General features: G+C 67.2%; 18 protein-coding genes. 3 read left to right on the top strand and 15 right to left on the bottom strand.

All coding sequences use genetic code 11. From position 1 onward, the window contains the following. Nucleotides 1-113 precede the first annotated feature (113 nt). The 8 genes from CFB49_RS23725 to CFB49_RS23760 all read right to left on the bottom strand — a co-directional run bounded on the left by CFB49_RS23725 (nt 114) and on the right by CFB49_RS23760 (nt 14,830). Nucleotides 114-1,349, bottom strand: coding sequence for a S53 family peptidase (locus tag CFB49_RS23725; RefSeq protein WP_089492478.1), 1,236 nt, complete (start codon nt 1,347-1,349; stop codon nt 114-116). Between the two features lie 33 nt (nt 1,350-1,382). Continuing rightward, a complete protein-coding gene (locus CFB49_RS23730; RefSeq protein WP_069618037.1) occupies nt 1,383-3,515 on the bottom strand; it encodes a polysaccharide deacetylase family protein in 2,133 nt (710 codons plus the stop codon). Between the two features lie 628 nt (nt 3,516-4,143). Next, nucleotides 4,144-4,791, bottom strand: a complete 648-nt coding sequence (locus CFB49_RS23735) for a hypothetical protein (RefSeq protein WP_089492479.1) — start codon at nt 4,789-4,791, stop codon at nt 4,144-4,146. Between the two features lie 128 nt (nt 4,792-4,919). Further along, complete coding sequence (locus CFB49_RS23740; protein WP_089492829.1) at nt 4,920-9,308, bottom strand: beta strand repeat-containing protein; 4,389 nt, start codon at nt 9,306-9,308, stop codon at nt 4,920-4,922. Between the two features lie 424 nt (nt 9,309-9,732). Continuing rightward, nucleotides 9,733-10,923, bottom strand: a complete 1,191-nt coding sequence (locus tag CFB49_RS23745; protein ID WP_069616883.1) for a M20 aminoacylase family protein — start codon at nt 10,921-10,923, stop codon at nt 9,733-9,735. 83 nt (nt 10,924-11,006) lie between these two features. Continuing rightward, complete coding sequence (locus tag CFB49_RS23750; protein ID WP_050011874.1) at nt 11,007-12,341, bottom strand: DUF3100 domain-containing protein; 1,335 nt, start codon at nt 12,339-12,341, stop codon at nt 11,007-11,009. 48 nt (nt 12,342-12,389) lie between these two features. Continuing rightward, nucleotides 12,390-13,904: an aldehyde dehydrogenase family protein gene (locus CFB49_RS23755; RefSeq protein ID WP_089492480.1), complete on the bottom strand. Its 1,515-nt coding sequence runs from the start codon at nt 13,902-13,904 to the stop codon at nt 12,390-12,392. Nucleotides 13,905-13,957: 53 nt separating this feature from the next. Then, a complete protein-coding gene (locus tag CFB49_RS23760; protein ID WP_089492481.1) occupies nt 13,958-14,830 on the bottom strand; it encodes an NAD(P)-dependent oxidoreductase in 873 nt (290 codons plus the stop codon). 143 nt (nt 14,831-14,973) lie between these two features. Here CFB49_RS23760 and CFB49_RS23765 point away from each other — a divergent pair, with 143 nt between their 5' ends. Beyond that, nucleotides 14,974-15,882, top strand: a complete 909-nt coding sequence (locus CFB49_RS23765) for a LysR family transcriptional regulator (RefSeq protein WP_089492482.1) — start codon at nt 14,974-14,976, stop codon at nt 15,880-15,882. A gap of 151 nt (nt 15,883-16,033) precedes the next feature. Here the strand turns inward: CFB49_RS23765 and CFB49_RS23770 are convergent, their stop codons facing one another. The 5 genes from CFB49_RS23770 to CFB49_RS36435 all read right to left on the bottom strand — a co-directional run bounded on the left by CFB49_RS23770 (nt 16,034) and on the right by CFB49_RS36435 (nt 20,482). After that, a complete protein-coding gene (locus CFB49_RS23770; protein WP_089492483.1) occupies nt 16,034-16,408 on the bottom strand; it encodes a Rap1a/Tai family immunity protein in 375 nt (124 codons plus the stop codon). A gap of 65 nt (nt 16,409-16,473) precedes the next feature. Then, the gene (locus CFB49_RS23775) at nt 16,474-17,595 is read right to left on the bottom strand and encodes a DUF1963 domain-containing protein (RefSeq protein WP_089492484.1); all 1,122 of its coding nucleotides are present in this window, start codon (nt 17,593-17,595) and stop codon (nt 16,474-16,476) included. Nucleotides 17,596-17,665: 70 nt separating this feature from the next. Continuing rightward, complete coding sequence (locus CFB49_RS23780; protein ID WP_069616877.1) at nt 17,666-18,760, bottom strand: potassium channel family protein; 1,095 nt, start codon at nt 18,758-18,760, stop codon at nt 17,666-17,668. A gap of 60 nt (nt 18,761-18,820) precedes the next feature. Then, entirely contained in the window at nt 18,821-20,155 is a 1,335-nt protein-coding gene (locus CFB49_RS23785) for an NAD(P)/FAD-dependent oxidoreductase (RefSeq protein WP_089492485.1), read from the bottom strand. Between the two features lie 84 nt (nt 20,156-20,239). Next, entirely contained in the window at nt 20,240-20,482 is a 243-nt protein-coding gene (locus CFB49_RS36435) for a hypothetical protein (RefSeq protein ID WP_179234939.1), read from the bottom strand. Nucleotides 20,483-20,830: 348 nt separating this feature from the next. Here CFB49_RS36435 and CFB49_RS23795 point away from each other — a divergent pair, with 348 nt between their 5' ends. Continuing rightward, entirely contained in the window at nt 20,831-21,478 is a 648-nt protein-coding gene (locus CFB49_RS23795; protein WP_089492487.1) for a hypothetical protein, read from the top strand. A gap of 119 nt (nt 21,479-21,597) precedes the next feature. Here CFB49_RS23795 and CFB49_RS23800 read toward each other — a convergent pair whose 3' ends face one another. After that, a complete protein-coding gene (locus tag CFB49_RS23800; protein ID WP_069616874.1) occupies nt 21,598-21,873 on the bottom strand; it encodes a hypothetical protein in 276 nt (91 codons plus the stop codon). Between the two features lie 123 nt (nt 21,874-21,996). Beyond that, on the bottom strand, nt 21,997-22,206 hold the full coding sequence (locus CFB49_RS23805) for a hypothetical protein (RefSeq protein WP_027780901.1): 210 nt from the start codon (nt 22,204-22,206) through the stop codon (nt 21,997-21,999). A 486-nt stretch (nt 22,207-22,692) separates the two neighbouring features. Between CFB49_RS23805 and CFB49_RS23810 the strand changes: the two genes are divergently transcribed. Next, nucleotides 22,693-23,547, top strand: a complete 855-nt coding sequence (locus CFB49_RS23810; protein WP_069616873.1) for a helix-turn-helix domain-containing protein — start codon at nt 22,693-22,695, stop codon at nt 23,545-23,547. Nucleotides 23,548-23,646: the final 99 nt, after the last annotated feature.

Here is a 23,646-nt window from a genome sequence, read left to right on the forward strand (position 1 = left end):
CGCCGTCGATCCGCATGGCGGTTGGCAACGAAAACGCTTGCGATTTGTTCCGCACTCGCGAGTTGAAGCACGCGCAGATCGTGCGGGCACCGACCTCCGCGACCTTACCCATGTCACGGCGCGGCGATCAACGCCTGGACCAGATTTGCGGCGATCGGGCGCCCGAGGCCGGTCACGTAGTCGTATCCGGTTGCCGCCGTGCAAAGCGTGCCGCATGCGCCGTTCGAGCCGCTGACGATGTCGCGGAAGTTCGTCGCGTAGGCGCTCGACGCGAGCCCGTACAGCACACTCTGGATCGCGCTCACCGCGTTCAGCGTCGTCTTGCCGCGCGCGATGCGCGCGCTGTTCGCGATCGCGATCAACGCGGACCATTGCGGTGCGCCCGCGCTCGTGCCGCCGACGACGAACCACCCGCTCTGCCCCGCATAGCCGTACGAATCGTAGACCGCGAAGCCGGACGCCGGGTCGGCATCATAGGCGACGTCGGGCAGGCCGCGCAGCCCGAGGCTATCCGACGGCATCCCGAAGTTCGACTGATACGTCGGCACCGTCTCGACGGCGCTCTGCCCGCCGCCGCTGCCGGCCCACGCCGTTTCGTCGGCATATGCGCCGCTCGCATCGGTTGCGATCGACGTGCCGCCGACGCTCAGCACATACGGCGACGCGGCCGGGTAGTCGATCCCGTTGCCGCCGTCGCCCGATGCCGCGACGAACGACACACCGTTCGCGCTGGCGAACTGCCCGTCGAATTGCGTTTCGGCCAGGAACTCGGCGCTCCCCCAGCTGATCGACACAACCTTCGCACCGACCCCGCCCGGTGCCGGCCGCGTCGCGAGTGCGACCGCGCTCATCAGGTCATCGAGCGAACTCGATGCGGCTTCGACCATCACGATCCGCGCATTCGGTGCGATCGCGTGCGCCCACTGCACGTCGAGCGAACTCTCGAGCGCCCACAAGGCATCGGGCGGCGGAGGACGCTTGTCGGCCGTCGCGTACACCTTCGTGAAGCAGTGCGGCGACGCGCACGGCGGCAGGCCGAACGTGCGGCTGAACAATCGCAGATCGCCCTCGACGTTCGGATTGTCGTACGCATCGACGATCGCGATGATCTGATCGTCGCCACCGTAGCCGCGCGCCGGCAACGGGTCGAACCCGTAGAAACGGCGAATCTGCTGCGGCGACAGGCCCGCCGGATTCCGTTTCGCGGCCCCATGCAGATGGAGCGGCGGCCGTGCAAACCCGCTCGGCGCGCGATGCGCAGACTGTGCGAACGACACGCCGGACATCAGCGCGATGCTCGCCGATACGGCCAGCATGCACAGCGCACGCGCAAACGAAGCTCGCTTCATGGTGTTCCCCGTTGGCAAAGGAGCCGGCGCGCGTCAGTGCACCTTCGCGCTCGTGAACGACAGCGACTTGCCCGCGCCCGCGATGACCAGCCAGTTGACCGGATCGGTGATCACGACCGTCGCGCTGCCGCTTTTCACGCTCGGCAACTGGTACGTGCTCTTCGGCAACAGCCACGTCATGTCCTGCAGACTGGTCGGCTGCGTCGCGCTGAACGTCCAGCTGGCGCCGGTATCGGTCGCCGTCCAGTTCACGAGCAGACGGCGCCGGTCGAACTGCGTGAGCTGATCCATCGTGAACCACTTGAACTGGCCGGTCGTCGCCAGCGACGACGCGTAGCCGAGAATCGCCGTGACGACGTTCGGATACCATGACGCGCCCAGCGGGTGCATGTAGATCAGCCGGCTCGTGCGGTTCGCGACGACGAAATCCATCAGCGACGTGTACCAGTTCAGGACGTCCGTTGTCGGCACCGCGAACTCCTGGAACTCCTCGAACGTCGCATACTTGCCGAACGGCATCACCGGGAACGCCCAGATGCCCGGATTCAGCAGCGAACCGTTGCGATACGCACGCGTTTGCGCATTGCCGGTATGGCCGGTGAAGTAGTAGCCGGAGTAGCCGTTCGATTCGAGCCAGTTCACCGCCCATGTCGGCGTATTGCCTTCCGGGGCCGCCCACTCGACGTCCGGCTTGCCCGTCACCGACTGGACCGCATTGTGGTTCAGCACCAGATACTGCGTGAACGTGCTCGCGTTGGCTTCGCTCGCGTTCGCCCCCCAGTAGTCGTGCGCCCAGCCGCCGTGGCTGCCGACCTTGTGTCCTCGCTTGAGCAGGAACGCGACCAGTTGCTTCGCCTGCGTATTGTTCGTCAGGTTGATGCCGAGACCGTCGCCGATCGTCACGTCGTCGGGGCCGGCCGTCATCACGATCGAATACGGGCCGCTGTTCCAGACGCCGTAGTTCTTCAGGGACTGCGCGGGCTGAATCTGATCTCGCGCACAGAAGTGCCAGTTCAGGACCATCCCGGCCTGCGCACGCGGCTGCAGCGACAGGTGCGGCATCGACAGGATGTTCGTCGTGAAGTAATGCAGGAAGCCGTGGATCGGCATGCTGTCGGTTTGCCCGCCGAGATACGCGAGCGGCAGGTTGACGAACATCACGCCGCCGTTTCCATACGCCTGATAGCCGGCCACGAGCCCGAAGTTCGGCGACGTCAGCAACGTCGTGCCCGTATACGTGCCTTGCGTGACGTAGCTCGGATAGGTGAGGAAGCCGTATACGTAGCCGGAAATGCCTTCGAGCACGTCGGTCGCCGCGGCGGGCGACGCGCTCGCGAGCGACGTCGCGCCATTCACCGCCGTCGATGCCGACGACAGCCTCGTCGAGGTCGGCGAGTACGATCCGGCTCCGACCTTTGCGCCGGCCGACACGCGCCCGAGATTCAGCGGCACGCCGGTCATGCGCCCGTTCACCGTCTTGTACGTGAAATACGCCTGATGGTTGTAACCGGCAAGCCCGCCGGGGTTCGACGTGCTCGGCTGCAGGTAGAGCAGCGGGTTCGTCGTCGAGCCGGTCGACGGAGTCGACGTGGTTGCGGTCAGCGCGGTCGCGGCCGTCGTCGAGCCCGGCCACGGCATCGACTTCCCCGGCGGAATCTGTAGCGCGCGCAACGTGCTGCCCATGCCGGTCACGTTGCCGAGGCCGATCATGTTTCCACCGAGCGTGTCGTAGAGCACGTAGTTGACGCCGGCCATCGAGCTGAAGCGCGACTGCCCGGCCGGATAGAAACCCGTCGCGTTCAGTACGCCGAAATCATAGACGAGCATCACGCGCCCGCCGTTCAACGCGTAGCTCTGGATAGCGGTCACGAGCGTATCGTCGGCGACCGTATGCACCTGGTCCGGCAGGATGAGTCCCTGGTACTGCTGCAGCGACGTGCCGCCCTGCTTGAATTGCGTGTCGCTGATCAACGATATCTGCAGTCCCTCCTCCGCCGCGGAATCGAGCCACGCGGACACACGCGGGTCCGGCAACGTGAAGTTGTCCGGCAGCAGCAACAGCAACTGGTTCGACAGCGCGCTCGCCCGCCCGGGTGCCAACGTCATCAGGCAAACGGAGAAGACGATCAGAAAGGCTCGTAGGGTCCGGATTGACTTGGCCGACATTTTTTCTCTCCCCGTAGGAGGTGGGATGACAGCCGATGCTTCACTCGTCACTGCGTGCGCGTTGCGCTCATCGTGATCGAGCGGTCCGCGTCCGGATCGGGGCGCGCCATCGGCTGGCGGCGCAGAGCGAGCGTGCCGTGTTTCGGACGCCCCGCGACGCATACGCGTCGATTTGTCGGACGATCAGGAGTGCATGGCGACTATCGTTCCTACCGCCCCCGGGTGAAGCGAACAACGTGCCAGTCTCGCGACTGCGTTGTCGGGACGACCCGCGGCGACGTCAAGCATCCGGCACGGGAAAACCGGGCCAAAAACGTTACAGCGCCGATACGGCACACGTGGCAGGTAATGGAGCGAAGCCGGCGGGAACCCTCGCGATGGATGTGAGGCTGTTCGGTGCTGCGTCGGATGGCGCTCCCGATCGCTGCCCGCGTTGTCGGGCATCGGCAAGCGCGCGGGGAATCAACGGAAAATGATTCTGCCGTGCAACACCGGCTCGGCACGCGTGTGGCTCGTGCCGTGCTCGCCTGCACGGCGTGCGGTTTTGCCTGCAAAGTTCAGCCGACCTGCTCCCACGGCTGCGGAGCCGTGATCGCTGGAAGCACCCGCATGAAGCAAACCGCCGGCCCTATCGCACCAGCACCATTTTTACGCAGGTCGGACCGAGTGGTTCGCCGTTGCCGGCAGAAGCCCTGAGCGGGGACACCTCCACGGACATGCCCTGCCGTTCGAAGGCATCGAAAATCCAGCGACCGTGCTCGCCATAGCGGGATTGACGGCTGAATCCCATGGACTCCAGCGCCCGCGTGAACTGCGCGAAATCCGGCTCGCATGTCGTCGGCAGCGGGGAAGCCTGGGTTCCTGGAATCGGGTCAAAGATCATATCCACTCGCGGACCTGTATCATCGCGCGCCCACCGTTGGAGGCTGAACGCCCAGTTACCCTGCAGGCGTTGGCCGTAGCCGAATCCATCTTCACTCGACACTTCGGTCTGCACGCCAAAGATGCGGCGCACCGTTTCGGGCGTGATGTCGGTCACGCGATTGCTGGCCTGAATCAGCTCGAGCATGCGTTGTAGCGCCTGCGTTGCAGTCAGGCTCGCCGGGGATCGGGATTCGACGCGCGAACCCGATGCCGCTTCGTCCGCGGACTGCCCATGCACGCTGCCGAATGGCAGGCATAGACTCAATACGGTCAGGATGGCGAAATAGGCCGACAGCTGGCGACCGGCGCGCGCACCTGAAATCGTGCGATTTCTGATTGCTGTCTTTGTCATAGGAAATTGACGATGGTTTTGTCGATCGACTGAAAACGATGGACAACCCGACGGCGTCGCCGGCGTTTTGCTGGCCCGCTCCTTTGCTTCAGATCACGACCGGTTCCACAATCACGGTTCCCCCGCGCTCAGAACCTGGCATTGACCCGCACATATGCCGACTGCGCCGACACATGGCCCGTATTGATCGTCGCATCCAGCCCGAGCGATACCGTGGTCGTCTTGGCGGCCTGCAGCGTGACGCTCGCGCCCGTGGTCAGGAACGAGCGCGGCAGGTCTGTACCCGGCGCCGCGAACACGGTCCCGTCCTGGCTCTGCACCTGGACGACGCGGCTGCCGCGCAGGACCTCGTGCGCATAGCCGACGCGAAGCTGGACGTCGACCGGACGCACCGCGTCGCCGAACGCCTTGTCGAGCGACACACCCACGTACGGCTGGAGGCTCCTCGCGCTGTCGGAGCCGACGTGCAGGCTCTGGCCGTTGGCGCCGTCCTCGCTGAAGCCGTTGCCGCGCACGTATGCATACCGCAGCCCGACGTGCGGCGCGAACCGGAAGCCGCCGGCCGCCATCGGCAGGCTGGCCTGCGTAGCGGCGGTGAATTCGTGGCCGAGATGGTCGCCTTCGGCGGTACCCACGCTACCGAATGGCCGCTTCTGCGACAGGAAATCGAGACCGTAGCCGAGCGCGGCCGACAGGTTGACCGCGCCGATCGGCTGCGCGCCGTACAGCGCGACGCGCAGCGTATCGATGGCGCCCGATGCGCCTGTCGTGTCTTCGGACAGCGCGGTATGCGTGTAGCCGCCGGCCGCACCGACCGTGGCGTCGCCGAGCCGTCCCTGCGCGCCCGCCAGAAACCCGTACGCATGCGTGAGGAAGCCCGGCGCGCCGCGCGTGCCGCCCACCTTGGTGCTGGAACCGCTGGCAACGGCCCATACGTTGCCGGAGCCGGCCGCGTTATCGTCCGGGCCCGCCAGACGCCCGAGCAGCGTCGAACTGGCGCTCTGCGCCTGCAGCAAGGCTGTCGTGCCGAGCGCCGTGTAGATCGACGTCCTGGTCGGCGCGATGATCGTCGGGCCGGCCGGCGTACTGGGCCCGGTCGGCTCGGCGAGCAGCAGGTCGACCGCGTTGGCGCCGTAGTCCACCGACGATTGCAACGCGCCGAGATTCGCGCCGGCCGTGGTGGTGCCGACGTTCGCGAAATGGCCGGTCACGCCGTTGGCCGCGCTCAGCACGGTGTAGCGGCGGGCGGTATAGGTGCCGGGATCGAACAGGACGGCCAACGCGCCGCCGAGCGTCGCGGCGCCGCCTACGCGCAGTTGCGATGCTTCGGTCGGGCTGACCTCGATCGACAGCGTGCCGCCGGCCGTCTGCGTATAGTTGCCGCCCACCGACAGCGTTCCGATCGAGCCGCCCGGCGCGACCACGCCGCTGCTGCTGACGTCGCCCGATATCGTGCCGTGGCCGCGCAACGCGCCGAGCGGATTCACCACGACATTGCCACCCAGCACCGCAGCGGCATTCGCCGCGTCGCCGACGGCCAACGTGCCGCCCGCAACCGTCGTCGTTCCGGAAAACGCGTTGCTGACACCGTTGAGCGTCAGCATGCCCGTGCCCTGTTTGACCAGGCCGCCGGTGCCGACGAGACTGCCGCCGAATGTTTGCGACGAGTCGTCGGACAGCGTAAGCGCGCCGCCGCCCAGCACCACGCGGCTGCCTGCCACGCCGGACAGATGCGCGACCGTCTGGCTACCGGCCGCGGACAGGTCGAGCGCGGCCACGGGGCCGGCGAGCGTGACCGACGTGGACGACGCCAGCCGACCGGCGCCCGACAACGCGAGCGTGCCCGCGTTGACCGTCGTCGCCCCTGTATAGGTGTTCACGCCGGACAGCGTCTGTGTACCGCCCGCAACCGTCAGCCCGCCGCTGCCGCTGACGGTTCCGCCAAACGTGCCGGCCGCATTGGCGAGCGTCAGCGTGCGGCTGCCCAGCGCGACCGTGCCGCTGCCGGTGAGCGCGTTGATCGTGGCGCCGGAGGGGGTTGCCGAGATGTCCAGCGTGCCGTTGTTGACGACGCCGCTCGAGGCGGAAATGCTGCCGGCGCCGGTCAGCGCCAGCGTGCCGGCATTGAGCGTGGTGGTGCCCGTATAGGCATTCGCCGCCGACAGCGTTTGCGTACCGCCCGCCACCGTCAGCCCGCCACTGCCATTGATGGTCCCGGCGAACGTGCCGGCCGCATCGGCGAGCGTCAGCGTGCGGCTGCCCAGCGCGACCGTGCCCGTGCCGGTCAGCGCATTGATCGTCGCCCCGGCGGTCGTCCCTGAGATGTCGAAGGTACCGTTGTCGACGACGCTGCTGGACGCGGCGATGCTGCCCGCCCCGGTCAGCGCAAGCGTGCCGGCATTGACCGTGGTGGTGCCCGTGTAGGCATTCGCCCCCGACAGCGTTTGCGTACCGCCCGCCACCGTCAGCCCGCCGCCGCCATGGACGGTCCCGGCGAACGTACCGGCCGCATTGGCCAGCGTCAGCGTGCGGCCGCCGAGCGCAACGGCGCCCGTACCGGTGAGCGAGCTGATCGTGGCCCCGGCGGCGGTCCCCGAGATGTCGAACGTGCCGTTGTTGGCGATTCCGCTGGAAGCGGCGACGCTACCCGAGCCGCTTAATGCCAGCGTGCCGGCGTTGATCGACGTTGCACCGGTAAAGCCGTTGGCGCCCGAAAGGACCTGCGTGCCGCCCGCCACGGTAAGCCCGCCGCTGCCGCCAATCGCGCCGCTGAACGTGCCGGCCGCATTGGCCAGCGTCAGCGTCCGGCCGCCCAGCACGACCGTGCCCGTGCCGGTCAGCGCATTGATCGTCGCCCCGGCGGTCGTCCCCGAGATGTCGAACGTGCCGTTGTCGACGACGCCGCTGGATGTAGCCATGCTGCCCGCGCCGATCAGCGCGAGCGTGCCGGCGTTGATGACGGTGCTCCCCGCATAGCCGGCGGCGCCGGATATGGCGAGCGTGCCGCTTCCCGCCTGCACGAGGCTGCCCGTCCCGCTGATGGTACCGCCATACGACACCGTGTCGCTGCGGTTGAACGCCAACGTGCCGTTGTTGACGATGTTGCCGGCGACGGAGCCCGTGGTCCCGCCGCTGCCGATCTGCAGCGTGCCGGCGCTGATCGTCGTGTCGCCGGTATAGGTGTTGTCTCCCGTCAGCGTGACCGTTCGGCCGCCGCGCACGGCCACGTTGCCCGCCCCGGATACCACGCCTGAAACCACGAGACCGGTCGAGCGGGAATCGAAGGTCACGCGGGACGCGGCATCGCCGAGCGTGACCTGGTTGGACAGCGAGAGCCCTGCGGAGGCCGCGGTGATGGTGGTCGTCGCCCCGGCCGTCACCTCGAGGTTACCGACGATGTCGGACCCGGTGAGCAACTGCAGCGTATTGTTCGCGCCGTTGAACCGGATGGCGGCCGCGCGCGTCACGCCGTCCGCGTACAAGCCGCCGGCGATCGTGCCGCCGTTGATGACGACATCGCCGCCATTGGCGATGACGCCGGCTCCGGCGGCCCCGCCGTTGCCGGCGCCGCCGGTGATCGTGCCGAGGTTGCTCAGCACGGTGAAGCCGCCAGCCAGGTTGACGCCCGCGCCGCTGGCGCCGGCCGTGCTTGCGCCGCCGCCGCTGACGCCGCCCACGCCACCGACGATGGTCCCGAGATTGGTCACCTGCGAACTGGCCCCCAAGGTCAGCAGCCCGTCGCCGCCCCCGCCGCCGCCACCCGGGTTTCCGCCGCCGCCCCCGTTGCCGCCGTTTCCGCCGATGAGCGTCCCCTGGTTCGTCACCTGGGCCACCGGTATCACCATGACCAGCCCACCGCCACCGCCTCCGCCACCGCCGCCGTTCGAGGCAAACCCCGATGTGCCGGCCCCGCCGTTCCCGCCGGCGCCGCCCTGCACGGTCACGCCGTTGTTGACGGTCACGCTGGTGCCGGTCGAATACACGCCCGCGCCGCCGCCGCCGGCGCCACCGGCAAAATTGAATCCATCGAAGGCCTGACCTGCGCCGCCTTGCACGTTCACGTTGACCACCACATCGCCGGCGAGCACCACCGCGGGCGCGCCGCCGGGGCCGCCCTGGCCGCTGTCGTTCGTCGCGCCGGTGCCGCCTGTCCCGCCTGACGTGGCGCCGCCGGGAACCTGGACCGTGGCGGAGCCTCCGCCCAACGTGGAGGAACCACCGCCACCGCCGTTACCGCTGCCGCCGTTGCCGCTTCGGTCCGGGATGCCATCGCCGCCGCGGGCGCTGCAATTCGCGATGGTGCCGGCAGAGCACGTGACGGCCCAACCGGGGACGGCCGCACCGGCCAGGCCGAGCGACACGCCAATTGAAACGATGGAAGCGATGGAAGCGCAGCGGCGCGCGGGCGTGGCGCCATGGCCGGCGTCGACTCCACCGTGTGACGCCCTCGTGCGTTCGGATACCACTTGCGGAGCACGCAAGCTACGGCTCCAGACCAGCCGATAGACCCGGTTCATGTCGATCCCCTCGGTGCATAGACCCATGGGCCTGGCGCTGGTCACGGAGAGGCTGTACCGATGGCGCGACGGACCCGTCGTTGTTGTCTTTCTATGCCGCGCCGGTCCGCGAATACTGATTGTGTTGGCTTATCGGTCGGGGCGCATGCGCGCGCAATATAACACCTGCCCCGAACACACATCCAGGGCTGTCGCGGGGCCGCCACTTTTCCGGGTGCGAGGGGAAGATACGGCACGGCCGACTACCTCTCGCGATCGAGCCTGGCAACAAATGCTCGACTTACATCGTCGCTTCGTCGCAGCCTTCGCGTCGCGCTCGCCACCCACGCCGATATGTCGTCGACACATGTCCGGACATGCCCTTGAACGCATGACTGAATGCGCTCGTTCATCACGATCGCCCGGAAAAGTCGGCACTGCCTCCTTAGCGCGCCAGAACCCGCTCCACCAACCTCACGAAATAACTCGCCCCCACCGGCAGCAACGCATCGTTGAAGTCATAGCTGGCGTTATGCAGCAGGCAAGGCCCGCCGCCATGCCCATGCACGCGATGATCGCCCGCCCCGTTCCCGAGGAATGCATAGCAACCCGGCTTCTCGCGCAGCATGAACGAGAAATCCTCCGCCGCCATGGTCGGATCGACGGCGGCGTTCACATGCGCGTCGCCCACCAGCTCGCGCATCACCGCCACCGCCACCGCCGTCTGCCCGGCGTCGTTCACGGTGGCCGGATACTGGCGCTGGAAATCCACCTCGCTCTCGCAATCGAAGGCCGCGGCCGTTGCGGCCGCCACGGCGCGCATGCGCGTCTCGATCAGATCGAGCGTCGCCTCGGAGAAGGTCCGCACCGTGCCGCCGAGCCACGCATCGGTCGGCACCACGTTCATCGCCTCGCCCGCATGCACCTGCGTGACCGACAGCACCGCGCCGTCGATCGGATTGCGGTTGCGCGTGACGATGCCCTGCAGCGCGCTCAGCACCTGTCCCGCCGCGAACACCGGATCGCGGCCCAGGTGCGGCATGGCCGCGTGGCAGCCGGCGCCGCGCAAGTCGATCCGGAACAGGCTGGTCGACGCCATCAGCGCCCCCGGCCTCACCGCGAAATCGCCGGCCGCGATGCCGGGCCAGTTGTGCAGCCCGAACACGGCATCCACCGGGAAGCGCTCGAACAGGCCGTCCTCGATCATCGCGCGCGCGCCGCCGCCCGCTTCCTCGGCCGGCTGGAAGAACAACTGCACGGTGCCGTCGAACTCGCCATGCCGCGCCAGATGGCGCGCGGCCCCCAGCAGCATCGCGGTGTGCCCGTCGTGGCCGCACGCATGCATCGCGCCGGGCACCGTCGAACGATGCGCGAACGTGTTGGCCTCGTGCACGGGCAGCGCATCCATGTCGGCGCGCAGGCCGATCGCACGCGCGCTGCCGCCGCGCTTCAAGGTGCCGACCACGCCGGTACGGCCGACGCCGCGCGTGACGGCGTAACCCCATTGCTCGAGCCGCTCGGCGACGAGTTCGGCGGTGCGGAACACGTCGTAGCCCACCTCGGGATGGGCATGGATGTCGCGGCGTATCGCCGTCAGTTCGTCGGCGTGTGCGACGATGGAGTCGATCAGTTTCATGCGGAAGGAAGCGTTTTTGTCGGTCGTCGCGGCGCGGCGGCGGGCCGGCCATGCCGCCCGCCGCCGCGCCGCGAGGCATCGGATCAGATATGGAACAGCTGCGCCACCAGGGTCGCGCCGATGAAGGTGCCGGCATTGGCCACGAAAGACACCAGCACGATGCGCCAGCCGAGCCGGCGGAAGGCCGGGATGTCCTTGGCGATCGACAGCCCCGCGAACACCAGCATCGGCGTGGTCACGCCGAGGAAATCGTTGTGCGAGCTGAGCGCGGCGATTTGCGAAGCCCACGGCGACCACGGCGAGGTCAGGAACATCGCCACCACCGATACCCAGCAGACTGCCGGAATCCGCCGCCCCGTCACACGCGCCAGCGCATCGCCGACGATCGTCGCGCACACCATGATCGCGATTCCCGGCAGTCCCGCCAGCGGGGTGGTGCCGTGGGCGATCCAGTCGCACACCAGCGCCATCGCGGCCGTCACGATCCAGGCCAGCAGCTTGCCGCCGTAGCCGAGCGCGGGCGCCTCGGTCCGCACGTCGCCCAGCGACGGGCTGGCCGCCTCCGGCTGCGCCGACGCCTTGGTGGTGCGGCCGATCAGCGGCTCCAGCACGCGATAGCCCCAGACCGCGAGCGGCAGCGAGATGAACAGCGTGAAGTAGGTGCCGATGGTGGTGGTGATCAGGTTGCTGGCCGCGGCGAACGCGAGCACCGATTTCGCCGTCTCGGGGTCCTGCTGCGCGGCGATCGCACCCGAGGCGGCCGCCATCATGCTGCCCGAGCCGACGCCCGAGCCCATCGCCAGCGCGAGCGGATCGAAGATGCCGAGGCTGCTCACGAAACCCGCGAATACGGCGATGAACACCGCGCCGAACACTGTGCCGGTCAGATACTCGGCCAGCACGCCGCGGCCCTCGGCCGAATCCATCCCGTACTTCTCGCCGATGATCGCGAGGCTCGGCTCGCGGCCCACCGAGAAGGTCGCGCCAATCGCCTCGCGCTTGATGCCGAGCAGCAACGCAAGCGGCAGGCCGAGCAGGATGGTGCCGACGAAGTGGCCGAATTCCTGGAAGGCCAGCGCCCAGCCCGCCGACGCCAGCTTGGGCAGCGCGCTGCCCACCATCAGCCCGAGCTTGGAGACGAACAGCAGCAGCGCCGGCTGCAGGATCGCGGCCGCGAAGAACTGGTCGGGCACGCTCAGGCGCGCGCTGCTGTTCCAGCGCGCGCTGGCCAGCCCCACCGCGGCGCCGAGCAGCAGCGCCCAGATCATTGGCAGCAGCACGACCTTGCCCGGTCCAAGCTTGAACGTGAACGAGCCGATCCATTCCGCCACCAGCAGGATGCCGGCCGCGTAAAGCAGCACCTTGGCGGTGGCCGCGCCGCCCAGCTCGCGGCGCTCGATACCCAGTGCGTGTTCCATGACGAGTCTCCCCTTGAAGCCCGGCTGCCGACGAATGCGGGCCGGTGATTACAGATAACCGAACGCGGTGGGCGGCGCTTCGGCCGTCTCGACCCACACACTTTTGGTCTGCGTGTATTCGTACAGCGCCTCGACCCCGCTCGAGCGGCCGTAGCCGCTCATGCCGTAGCCGCCGAACGGGGAAGCCACGTTGATGGTCTTGTAGCCGTTGACCCAGAAGGTGCCGGCATTCACCTGCGCGGCCACGCGATGCGCGCGCGCCACGTCGGTGGTCCAGGCCGCGCCGGCCAGGCCGAAGTCGGTGTCGTTGGCGATCGCGATCGCCTCCTCCTCGGTGTCGAACGGGATGGCCGCCACCACCGGCCCGAAGATCTCGGTGCGCGCCACGTCCATCGCGTTCGACACGCCGGCCAGCACGGTGGGCGCCACGAAGTAGCCGCCGCCCTCCCCGACGCGCTCGGCCGAGCCGCTGGCAAGCGTGGCGCCTGCCGCCACGCCGCGCGCGATCATCGACATCACGTGGTCGTACTGCTTGCGATTGTTGATCGGGCCCACCTCGGTCGCCTCGTCGAGCGGCGCGCCGACACGGATCTTCTTCGCGCCGGCCGCCACCATCGCGACGAATTCGTCGTAGACGGCGCGCTGCACCAGCAGACGCGAGCCGGCCACGCAGCTCTGGCCCGCGCCGGCGAAGATCGCCGCCTGGGCGGTCAGCGCGGCGCGCTTCAGGTCGGCATCGGCGAACACGATATTGGCGGACTTGCCACCCAGCTCCAGCACACAGGGCAGCACGCGGCGCGCGGCGGCCTCGGCGATGCGCGCGCCGGTGGCCGGCGAGCCGACGAACACCACCTTGCTCACCACGCGATGCGCGATCGCGGCCTGCCCGGCGGTGTGACCAAAGCCGGCCAGCACGTTGACCAGGCCGCGCGGCAGCCCCGCCCGCTCGCCGAGCCTCGCGACCGCCAGCGACGTGAAGGGCGTCAACTCCGAAGGCTTGAGCAGCACGCCGTTGCCCATCGCTACCGCGGGCGCCACCTGCCAGCCGCAGGTGAACACCGGCGCGTTCCACGGCGTGATCTGCAGCACCACGCCGGCCGGCTCGCGGCGCGTGTAGTTGAGGTGCGAGGTCGGCACCGGGATCACGCTGCCGTAGAACTTGTCGGTCCAGCCCGCGTAGTACTCGAACATCTCGGCGACCTTCGCCACCTCGCCCCGGCAGTCGCGGATCGGCTTGCCCGAGCCCAGCGCCTCCAGCCGCGCGATCGCCTCGGCCTCGGCGCGGATCGCGCGCGCCACGTCCTGCATCACGCGGCCGCGCGCGGCATGCGTGAGCGCCCACCATTCGCGCTGCGCGCGGCGTGCGCTTTCGGCGGCATGGTCGACAACGGCCGCGCCGGCGTCGCGATAGGCGAGCGTGGCCTCGCCCGTCGCCGCATCGTCAAGCTGAATCGTGTCGCCCTGGCCGGCGACGAGCTCGCCGTCGATATACGAGCCGATCGTGGCGGCGCCGGGGAAGAAATGCGCGAAGGCGGCGAGCAACTGGTCTGCGTGCTGGGTCATGTCAGGTTTCCGTATAGGTGGGTCGAGCGGGATCGTGGCGCGGGCTGCCGGCCTCATGCAGGGTCGACGAAGTCGACGATGCGGTTGAAGTCCTCGCCGTCGGCGACGGAACCCTCGCTGGCGGCCCACACGCGCGCGGCCTCGCGCGCCACCGGCGCGACGCTGCCGAACTGGTCGAGCAAGCCCAGCGCGAGCCGCACGTCCTTGCGCATCAGCTTCATGGTGAAACCGGAATCGAACTTGCCGTTGAAGATCCAGGTCGGGTAGTTGGTCAGCGTCGCGCTGTTGCGGCCGGAGCCGCCGTTGAGCGCGTCGACCAGCTTTTCCGGGTCGACGCCGGCCGCGCGCGCGGTGCGCACCGCCTCGCTGGCGACCAGCAGATGCACGCCGGTCAGCAGGTTGTTGAGCAGCTTGGTGACGTGGCCGGCGCCCACGGGGCCCACATGCACGCGCTTGGCGCTGATCACCGCGAGGATCGGCTCGATGGCCGCGATATCGCTGTCCGAGCCGCCCAGCACCATGGTCATGGTGGCGGTGGCCGCGCCCTTCGGGCCGCCGCTCACCGGGCCGTCGACAAAGCCGATGCCGCGCTCGGCCAGGGCCGCCGCCACGCGCCGCGTGCTGTCCGGATCGGCCGTGGTGGTGTCGATCACGATGCTGCCCGGCTTGGCGTTCTCGAGCACGCCGCCCGCGCCCAGCACCACCGCTTCGACCACCGCCGAGGTCGGCAGCGACAGCAACAGCACGTCGGCGTCGCGCGCGATCTCGGCCACCGAATCGCGCGCCGACAGCACCGCCTGCCCGGCTAGCGTGAGCGCCACGCCGGGCGCCGCGTCGTAGCCGAGCACCGTGTAGCCGCCACGCCGCAGCGAACCCGCCATGCCGCGCCCCATGTTGCCCAGACCGATCACGCCCACCGTTTTCATCCGACGACTCCCGATAGCTGTTGGTTCGAGGCCGGCGCACCAGCTTGCGCCCGCCTTGCATAGCAACGATGTTCGGTCCGGCGACCCGTATAATCAATCAACGCCAATATTGATATTGTTCTCTTTTTTAGAACACACGGATCATGAGCGATACCCTTACCGACAGCCGGATCGTCTATTTCTACGAGGCCGTGCGCTGCGGCACGATCCGCGCCGCGGCCGACTGGCTCGACGTGGCGCCCTCGGCCGTGAGCCGCCAGATCGGGCTGCTGGAGAAGGAGCTCGACGCCACCCTGGTGGAGCGCCACGCGCGCGGCGTGACGCCCACCGAGGCCGGACACTGCGTGATCGAGTATTTCCGCGAGCAGCTCGCGCACCGCGACGACCTGATCTCGCGCCTGCAGGAGTTGCGCGGGCTCAAGACCGGCCAGGTCAGCCTGGTACTCGGCGAGGGCTTCGTGTCGGACCTGCTGGCCGGACCCATGCAGCAGTTCTGCCGGCAGTTCCCCGGGATCCATGTCAACCTCGACGTGGGCAGCACCAACGACGTGATCCGCAAAATCTCGAACGACGAGGGCGAGATCGGCCTGGTGTACAACCCGCCCGCCGAGCCCAAGCTGGTGTCGCGCGCGTCGAAGCGGCAGCCGATGATGGCGATCGTCGGCCCCGACTTCCCGCGCCGCAGCCACAAGGTGCTGACGGTGCAGCAGCTCGCCACCTACCCGCTGGCGGCCACCCATCCGTCCTACGGCACGCGGCAGATGATGGAGGCCGTGGAATACGCCGAGCGCGTACGGCTCACGCCGGTCGTCACCACCAATTCGTTCGCGATCCTCAAGGAGTTCGTGAAATCGGGACTCGGCGTCGCGGTGATGCCGGCCTTCGCGGTAACGGCCGAACTACAGGCCAGGGAGCTGTTCGCGATCGACATCGCGCATCCGATTCTCGAGAACGCCGAGGCGCACATGGTCACGCGTGTGGGCCGCAAGCTGTCGGTGGCCGCCAACAAGATGCTGCAGATGATGACGGGGCAGATGCGGGCGTTTCGTTAGCGGGGGCTGGCCTGGCTCGTGCCGATGCACGAGAAGGTCAACAGGACCGATCGAAAGTAAACAACCCCACGCGTCATTTTGCTAAGGATTCGTGGCCCCGACATCCAAGTGATGGCCGCCCCCGTGACCGGGCGAGTACCGGCCACGCTTCTTATCGCGTGCAGGGGTAAGCAGCCTTCAATGCCCGGGTAATCATGGTCGCGGCCGGGGCGTCCAGGTCGCGCGACGAAAGCTTGGTCAGATACCCATAGGTCGCGACAACCAACTCGGTCGTTGCCATCCTGGACGGCGGGCACCACGCCTTTCCGGCAGTCGTGTCGGCCACGCCGTAGATAAAACTCGTGGCCCGGTTCGTCGAGATCGTTCGTTGCCTCACCTCTCCTTCTTCGAGGCCGGCCAGCGTGCCATTGTCGATTCCGGAGAGCAGAGCCTCTGCCGTTAACGGACGATAAACGTCTGCGGATGGCGTGGCTGCCCTTGCCTGCGTAAGCGGAACGAATCCGTTGAACGTCGTTGCGGCCACCATGGCTACAGATAGTCGAGTGCACCAACGCATTGGATCTCCCTATGGGTGAGCAGGCGGATTGGAGGTCAGTCGCACTGATAGAGCGATTGGGTCTTGTCGAAGCGATGACTCAGCAGATCGTCGCGTTGAATCATGAGGTAGGTCGTACCGTCTCCACCGGAGGGCGCGTGCATCCGCCGAGTGCCTGCGTAGTATTCGCCACCCCACGAAAAGAGGTGACGAATCCGATCGTCCCCGGGGTCGAGGAAACTGCGCGCCTCGCCGATGAACATGCGTTCCGGATCTGCCTGGATCGGCTTCGGCCAGCCGCCGAGGAAGTCGCCGAAATTGCCGGCCTGCTCGCCTTCGACGGCATCCGGCTGGGGGGAATAGCCGCCGACAGGCCTGTGCAATAAATCGAATACCGCGTTTCGCTGAGGGCCAACGGCCTCGATCCAGTGAAAAGGCACCACCAACGTGGAGTGTGGCTGCAATACTTCCGCCATCGTCTGTTCGTGCCACGGAAAATCCGGTTGCCTGGCGTCGGACAATTCGATCAACGCCGCGGGGGGCGCTTGGCGTTCAAGTGTCTCGGCGGCGACGTCGAACCAATGCAACTGGAACGAGCCGTCGCCATCGCGCGCCGTCAGATCCTCGAACACGCTGAGCACGCCGCGCCGGGGTAAATCACGGTCGAAGCCCGGTTCATTCGACAAAGCGCCGAGGTTGATCTGTGCAAGAAAAGCCAGCGGAAATTCGCGGCCCAAAGCAACTGCCATCAGGTCGTCGTAACGATCCTCTTGAGCCTGGATGGCCCTGAGCGTGTCCGGGTCTGGGCGGCTGGCTTCTATCGAGCGAAGCCACGCGTCCCGCTCATGTTCAGACAGCAAAGCCAGGATATCGTCACTGGGCCGTTGCGATCTGGACGAGGCCGAGCGCTCCCGGTCGCGAATGCGCTGTTCGCGCAATGCGCGAATCTGCGTATCGGCATCCGCGGGCGATCGCCGGTGTGGCCAAGCGAAGCCCGGAGGCAGATCGGGAAGGCCGCCGATCTTGCTCGTGCCAGGCGGCAGTGCGTCGTCGGGCTGCTGTCGGCGGACGAACTGAATGGCGGGACGCATCGTCGCCACGATCCGGTCCGCCAACGAGTCCAATCCGGCCTCGCTCAATGCGTGCCGAAGATCTTGTTCGGTGCGGAACGTGCTCATCCGAAAATCCTTTCGATAGCCGGCCAGAAGTTGAATTGAACAATTTGAATCTAACCAAAGCCAAACGCCCTCAAACATCCGGATCCGGAATCCGCGCCGACTGAATCACCACCAGCGTATCGCCCGCCTCGATCCTGCACGGCGGATCCTCGTAAAACGAATGGATCTTCCCGCAACGATCGAGCCCGACCACGATCGCGCCCGGCACGACGTTCGTCAGGCAGCCGATCTCATGCGGCAACGCCTCGCGCTCCACCAGCGTCGCGCGCCCGCGCGTCGACAGCATGTCGTTCACGAACGGCACGATGTAGCGGCTATGGACAGCATCCGCCAGCAGCAGCGCGCCGATCTTCGTCGACGACACGATCACATCCGCGCCGGCCTGCCGCAGTTGCCGCTGGTACAGGTTCTCCTGGATCCGCACGACGATCTTCGTATCGGGCGCGATGCTGCGCACCGACAGGGTGAGCAGAATCGCGGTCGGATCGTCGGTCACCGAAATGATCACGGCCTTCGCCGCGCGCACCTGCGCCTGCTGCAGCAGATCCTCGTGCGCCGGATCGCCGAGCAATCCGGTCACGCCGAGCGACGTCGCCGCCTCGAGGGCCTGCTGCTGCGAATCGATCACGATGATCGTCGCCGGATCGACGCCGCTTTCCAGCAACTCGCGCACCGCGATCGACCCCGACAGGCCATAACCGCACACGACGATATGATCGGACAGTTGCTTCTGCAGGCGTTTCATGCGGAATTCCTCGATGACGCGCTGGATCACGAACTGATACGCCGTGCCCAGGAAAATGAACCAGATGCCGATGCGGATCGGCACGATGAAGAACGCATCGAGCAGGCGCGCCCGCGCCGTGACGGGCACGATATCGCCGTAGCCGACCGTCGCGACCGTGACCATCGTGAAGTACACGAGATCGGCGACCGTCATCGGCGTGCTCTTGGTCGAATCGCGCAGGCCGTCGCGATCGAGATACAGCACGAGGAACGCAAGCGTGCACAACAGCACGACCGCGCCGAGACGGAACAGCAGCGTGCGCCGCGGCGACGTCGCGGGGCGTGTGAACAGCGTGCGCGCACGCGGCGCCTGCCACGGATTGCGGGCGCGGCGCAGGCGCATGCGCAACGAGCGGCGCTGATCGGATGGCGTGGCCAACGGGGAATCTCCTGAAGGATGCGGGCTCGATTCTACGACGGGAACGCGTGCGCCCGGCCGTCACAGCATGCTGCGCGGCCGCACCATCGTTCCGTCGACGAAACGCCGAGCGCGAAACGCCGACAGGTCGAGCGACGGCGCGCCCGTGTCGATCCATTCGGCGAGCAGCCGGCCGACGATCGGCCCCATCGCGAAACCGTGCCCGCAGAACCCCGTCGCGATCGCGAGCCCCGATGGCGTGCCGGGTGCATCGATCACCGGGATGCCGTCCGGCAACACGTCGATCAGGCCGGCCCATGCCTCGACGACCTGCGCATCCTTCAGCGCGGGAAAGATCGCCTTGAGCTTCGCGAGCGCGCGCGGCGCATGCGTGCGATTCGGCTGCGGCTGCGGATCGCGCGGCTCGATCGGCCCGGTCGAGCCGTTGATGCGGGCGAGCACGTCGCGCCACGCGGACGCACCCAGTTGCAGCCGGAATTTGTCGCGCTGCGACCAGAATTGCGGCCAGAAGAGGCTCAAGCCGCGCAAGTGGCCGAGCGTCAGATCGACGTCGACCTGCATGTCGTCGGCGAGATTGATCGCGCCGTTCTTGCGCTGCCGGATGCCGAGGCCATGGCCCCACACCGTCGCCGCCGTCACCGGCGGGACCACGTTGGTGCGCATGCAGGTGCCCCGCACGGCCTGCTGCGGCAGCCGGATGCCGACGCTGTCGAGCAGCCGGAAGCTGGTCGCGCCGGCCGCGCAGATCACGCGCTGCGTGCGGATCGTGCCGCGTTCGGTCTCGACGCCGACGACCGCACCGCCGGCCGTCTCGATCGCGGTCACGCCGCAGCCTTCGAAGAAACGCGCGCCGGCCTCGATCGCGCGCGCCGCGAATGCGGCGGCCACGCGACGCGGCTCGGCCTGCCCGTCGGTCGCCGTGTACAAGCCGCCGAGGGTACGCGCGTGCGTCGACAGCCCGCTCACGCGTTCGTCGATCTGCGAGCGCGTCAGCGTGCGCGTGTCGAGCCCGTGCTCGCGCGCGACGGCGAGCCACGCCTGGAACGACGCCCAGTCGTCTTCGTTGTCCGCGATGTAGAGGCAGCCGCCCTGCCGCCATTCGAGATCGAAACCGAGCGCGTGCTCCAGGCCTTCCCATATCCGCATGCCGGCCATCATCAGCGGCACTTCGGCGGATTCGCGTCCCTGCTGTCGCACGAAGCCCCACGCGCGCGTCGATTGCTGGCCGGCGATGCGCGACTTGTCGAGCACGACGGCTTTCAGGCCGCGCAGGCCGAGGTAGTAAGCCGCCGCGCAGCCCATGATGCCGGCGCCGGCGATCACGACGTCGGCCTCGGGCGGAAACGCCGTATCGGCATGACTCAATGCGTCGTGCAGCGGATAGGTGGTGGTCATCGTTTGCTGTCGAGTGTCAATGCATGGCCGGCAAAGCTTATCGCGGCAACGTCGTCGCATGAAGCGATAAATTGCGGGAAACCGTCATTCGGCGATCCCGTCGAGGCCCACCATCGCATTGACGCCGACCGCAGTCACGTGGCCTGCCGAAGCCACGGCGCCGGAGTCGCGTGTTGCATTGACGGTTGCCGGCGCTTGCGCGTCGATACCGGCAGCGATGAAATCGTCGACCGGCGCCGGTTCTCCGACATCCAACGCCGTCTCGGAAAGTCCATTCGACGATACTCGACGATGCGAGATCGCGGAGCGCAACGCGAGCTGCTGCATCGAAATAAACTTCACACTCGATGCAGGTTGTCCGCTCACGCATCCGGACTTTTTAATTTAATCAGGACTACAAATACAATGACAGACCATGCCCGATCCATGCCGGGCATCTGGCGATTTTCGTGTGCAGCCGGCGCGGGTCAACAAACGATCGCGCCAATCGCTTCCTGCTGCCGAAACAGCGATCGATCCGGCGCGATCGACCCTGTTCATGCTCGTGCTCTTGCCCACAACGAGGGGGCAATCGTCTGCACAAAACGCACGTCGACCGGCCCCGTTTTTTCGGCTTGACGCCCCCGGACCGTCGCGAGATAAACTGTATATCTATACAGTATCGCCGCAGTAAAAATGATCCTCCCCCCATTCGATCCCCCGAAGCTGAACGATCTCACCGAATGGTGGACGAAGTGCACCTACGCGGACGTACAGCGCCTGATCCTCGAAGTGCAGCACCTCCGTCTGACACTGTGGGAGTTGAAAGCCCACGTCGCGGATGCCTCGCGCCGCATCCGCGTGCTCGATCCGGACATGCTCGCGCATGGGTCCGCGCTTCGGCGGCTCGGCTACCTGCTCGACAAGGAAATCGAGCGTGCCAACCCGATCGGGCGCACGCGCGACGTGTATGCGCCGTTTTCGGACGAATGGCGTGCCCGCGCGTCGCTGCGCTGCGCATTGCGCGGCCAACCCGAGCCGGCCGAGGCAGGCACGCTGCCGAGCACGATTCCGGAATTTCAGCGCATCACCTGGGCCGAGCTTCGCGATCGCTGGCGCCACCTGAGCGACAAGAAATCGAATCGGCAGAACGTCGAACAACGCATGGTGCTCGAGATCGCCCGTCAGCGGTCCGTGATCCTTGCGCGGGCGCGCAAGCTGGTCGACGCGGCGATCGCCGAAGCCGCGGCGGATGGAAAACGGCTGTTCGCGCTGGATCAGCTCCAGCGGCTGCTGTCCGTCGAGCGGGAAGATGGCGAGCCGTTCATGTATATGCCGGCGTAGCGAGAACGCGCATCCATTCGTATCGGCGCCACGGCGACATGGCGGACGCTCGATCAACCATGCGGCCATTCAGGCCGGACTTCGCGGTCTGCACGGGCGCCGCCGCTACGCAAGCGCCCTCAGTGCGAATAGCGCGCTTGGGTGCCTGCCGTGCGTTCGAACGGCTGCAGCCTCGCAAGCTGCTCGATCGACATCGCGACGACCTCGAGAACATGCCGCGCGATTTCGTCGGCGGCCATGCCGGCATTGACGTATCGCTCGATGCTCATCGTGCGGGGCGGATAGCCGCCGGCTTCGTCATCGACGATGTCGATCCTGGCGGTACGCCGCTCGGGCGACAGCACGACCTGGACAGTTTTGCCGTGAACGACGGTCTGCATGCACAAAGTGGACATTCGCAGTCTCCAATTGCGTTGCCTTCGGACGATCGATACCTCACAACAGGAGTCATCAATCTACAAATTTCCGAACGCATTCGCAATATTCAGGCACGAATTCCGGCCGTTCGGGGCGCCGCCCTACGCATAGCGGCTCAGCCACTCTTCGGAGAATTGTCTCGCGTACGCGACCGCCTCGGCTTCGGTCTCGAATTCACCCAGCTTGCGGAACGCAGCCTCACGGCTGAAGCCCACCTTCGTGACCTCGACCTGCGCGGCGTATTTGCCGGCCTCCGTCACGCGCGGCTCGCAGTTCATTTCGTATCCGCGCATCAAGAATTTCTTCTGCATCGGTTCAACACTTTTTTGAGACGGCGAAAATCGTAGCACGCAGTTGCACTGGCGTCCGTAAATGTATCCGTGTTGGTTTCACTAGAGGAAACCATCGAGCGCCCCCTTTTGCAGGGCTTCCGCCGGCCCTCGCGCGATATCCTCCGAAACTCGGGCGGATAGCTTGTTCCGGGCGCGTACGTGCCCCGCGCTGGTGCATGTCGCGGGATTACCCACCGCTTCGTGCGGAATCGCGTCCGGGCCGGTGAAATCCTGCCGTGACGGCGCGAACGCGCCTTCGCGCACGCCCGCCGCGACAGGCCGGACGTAACTTCATGACACACCTTTCACACAAACGCACCTTTCACCACACTGAATGCCGACCATTTTGCGGTAAAGTTATCTTTTCCGTGCGTGGCCGGTCGGCTCGCCATTGGACGTCATGAAGACTGTCCGCCGAGACTGCCGCAAGGCGTCGTTCTGAACGTCACAATCCGTTCCCGTAGCATGACCACTGAAGCAATCACCACGGATTCCCTCGCGGTTGCCGAGCGCGTGCGCGAGCTGATGACCCGCAACGGCATCGGCAAGCGCCAGCAGACCACCGAGCTGTGCCGCATCCTCGATCTGAGTTTCTCGCAAGGCCACCGCAAACTGCGCGGCAGCAGCCCCTGGACGCTCGCGCAGATCAAGAAAGTCGCCGAAGCGTACGGCGAGCCCGCCGCCCAGTTGTTCGGCGCGCAAACGCTCGACCCCGGCATGGTCGGCGCCTATTCGCAGGAAGCGGTCCTGTATGCGGGCGTCGCCGAGATTCCGTGCACCGCCTGGATCGGCGCGCCGCTCGAAGCCGGCGCGCGCCCCGAGTTCGTCGCGTACGAACAGAATGGCCGCTGGCGCGTGCTGCGCCATACCGGCGTGCTGTACCAGAACGCGTACGACGTGCACAAGATCGAGATCTACCCGCGCCGCGCGGAGAGCGACAAGCTCGTCATCGCGGTGATCGATCCCGATCGCGTCAGCGCGACCGAGCTGTGCCGCTATCTCGAACGGCAAAGTTTCGCGACGGCCGCGTTCGACGGCCTCGCGGCGTTCGTCGATGCGCTGCAGGGTCAGGCCTTCGACGCAGTCCTGACCGAATGGCTGTTCGACGACGGCACGGCCGCCACCGCAATCAAGGCCGTGCGCACGTCCGACAACCCGGGCGCGCCGATTTTCGTGCTGACGGGCGACCTGCTCACCGGCCGCGCGAGCGAAGCCGACATCAGCGAAGTGATCCGCGCGTTCGACGTGGTGTGCTACGAAAAACCCGCGCGCATGGCGATCCTCAGCGCCGATCTCGCGAAGCGGCTCGCGCGCGGCTGACGTCCGCCGGGCCGGCCGCCCGTCGAATGGCCCACGCACGCGCGGCGCCGCGGGCATGAACGGGTTCCTCAGTACAATAGCCCCACCCGTTCACGCTCA

The organism is Burkholderia sp. AU17457, assembly GCF_002223255.1.
Taxonomy (GTDB): domain Bacteria; phylum Pseudomonadota; class Gammaproteobacteria; order Burkholderiales; family Burkholderiaceae; genus Burkholderia; species Burkholderia sola.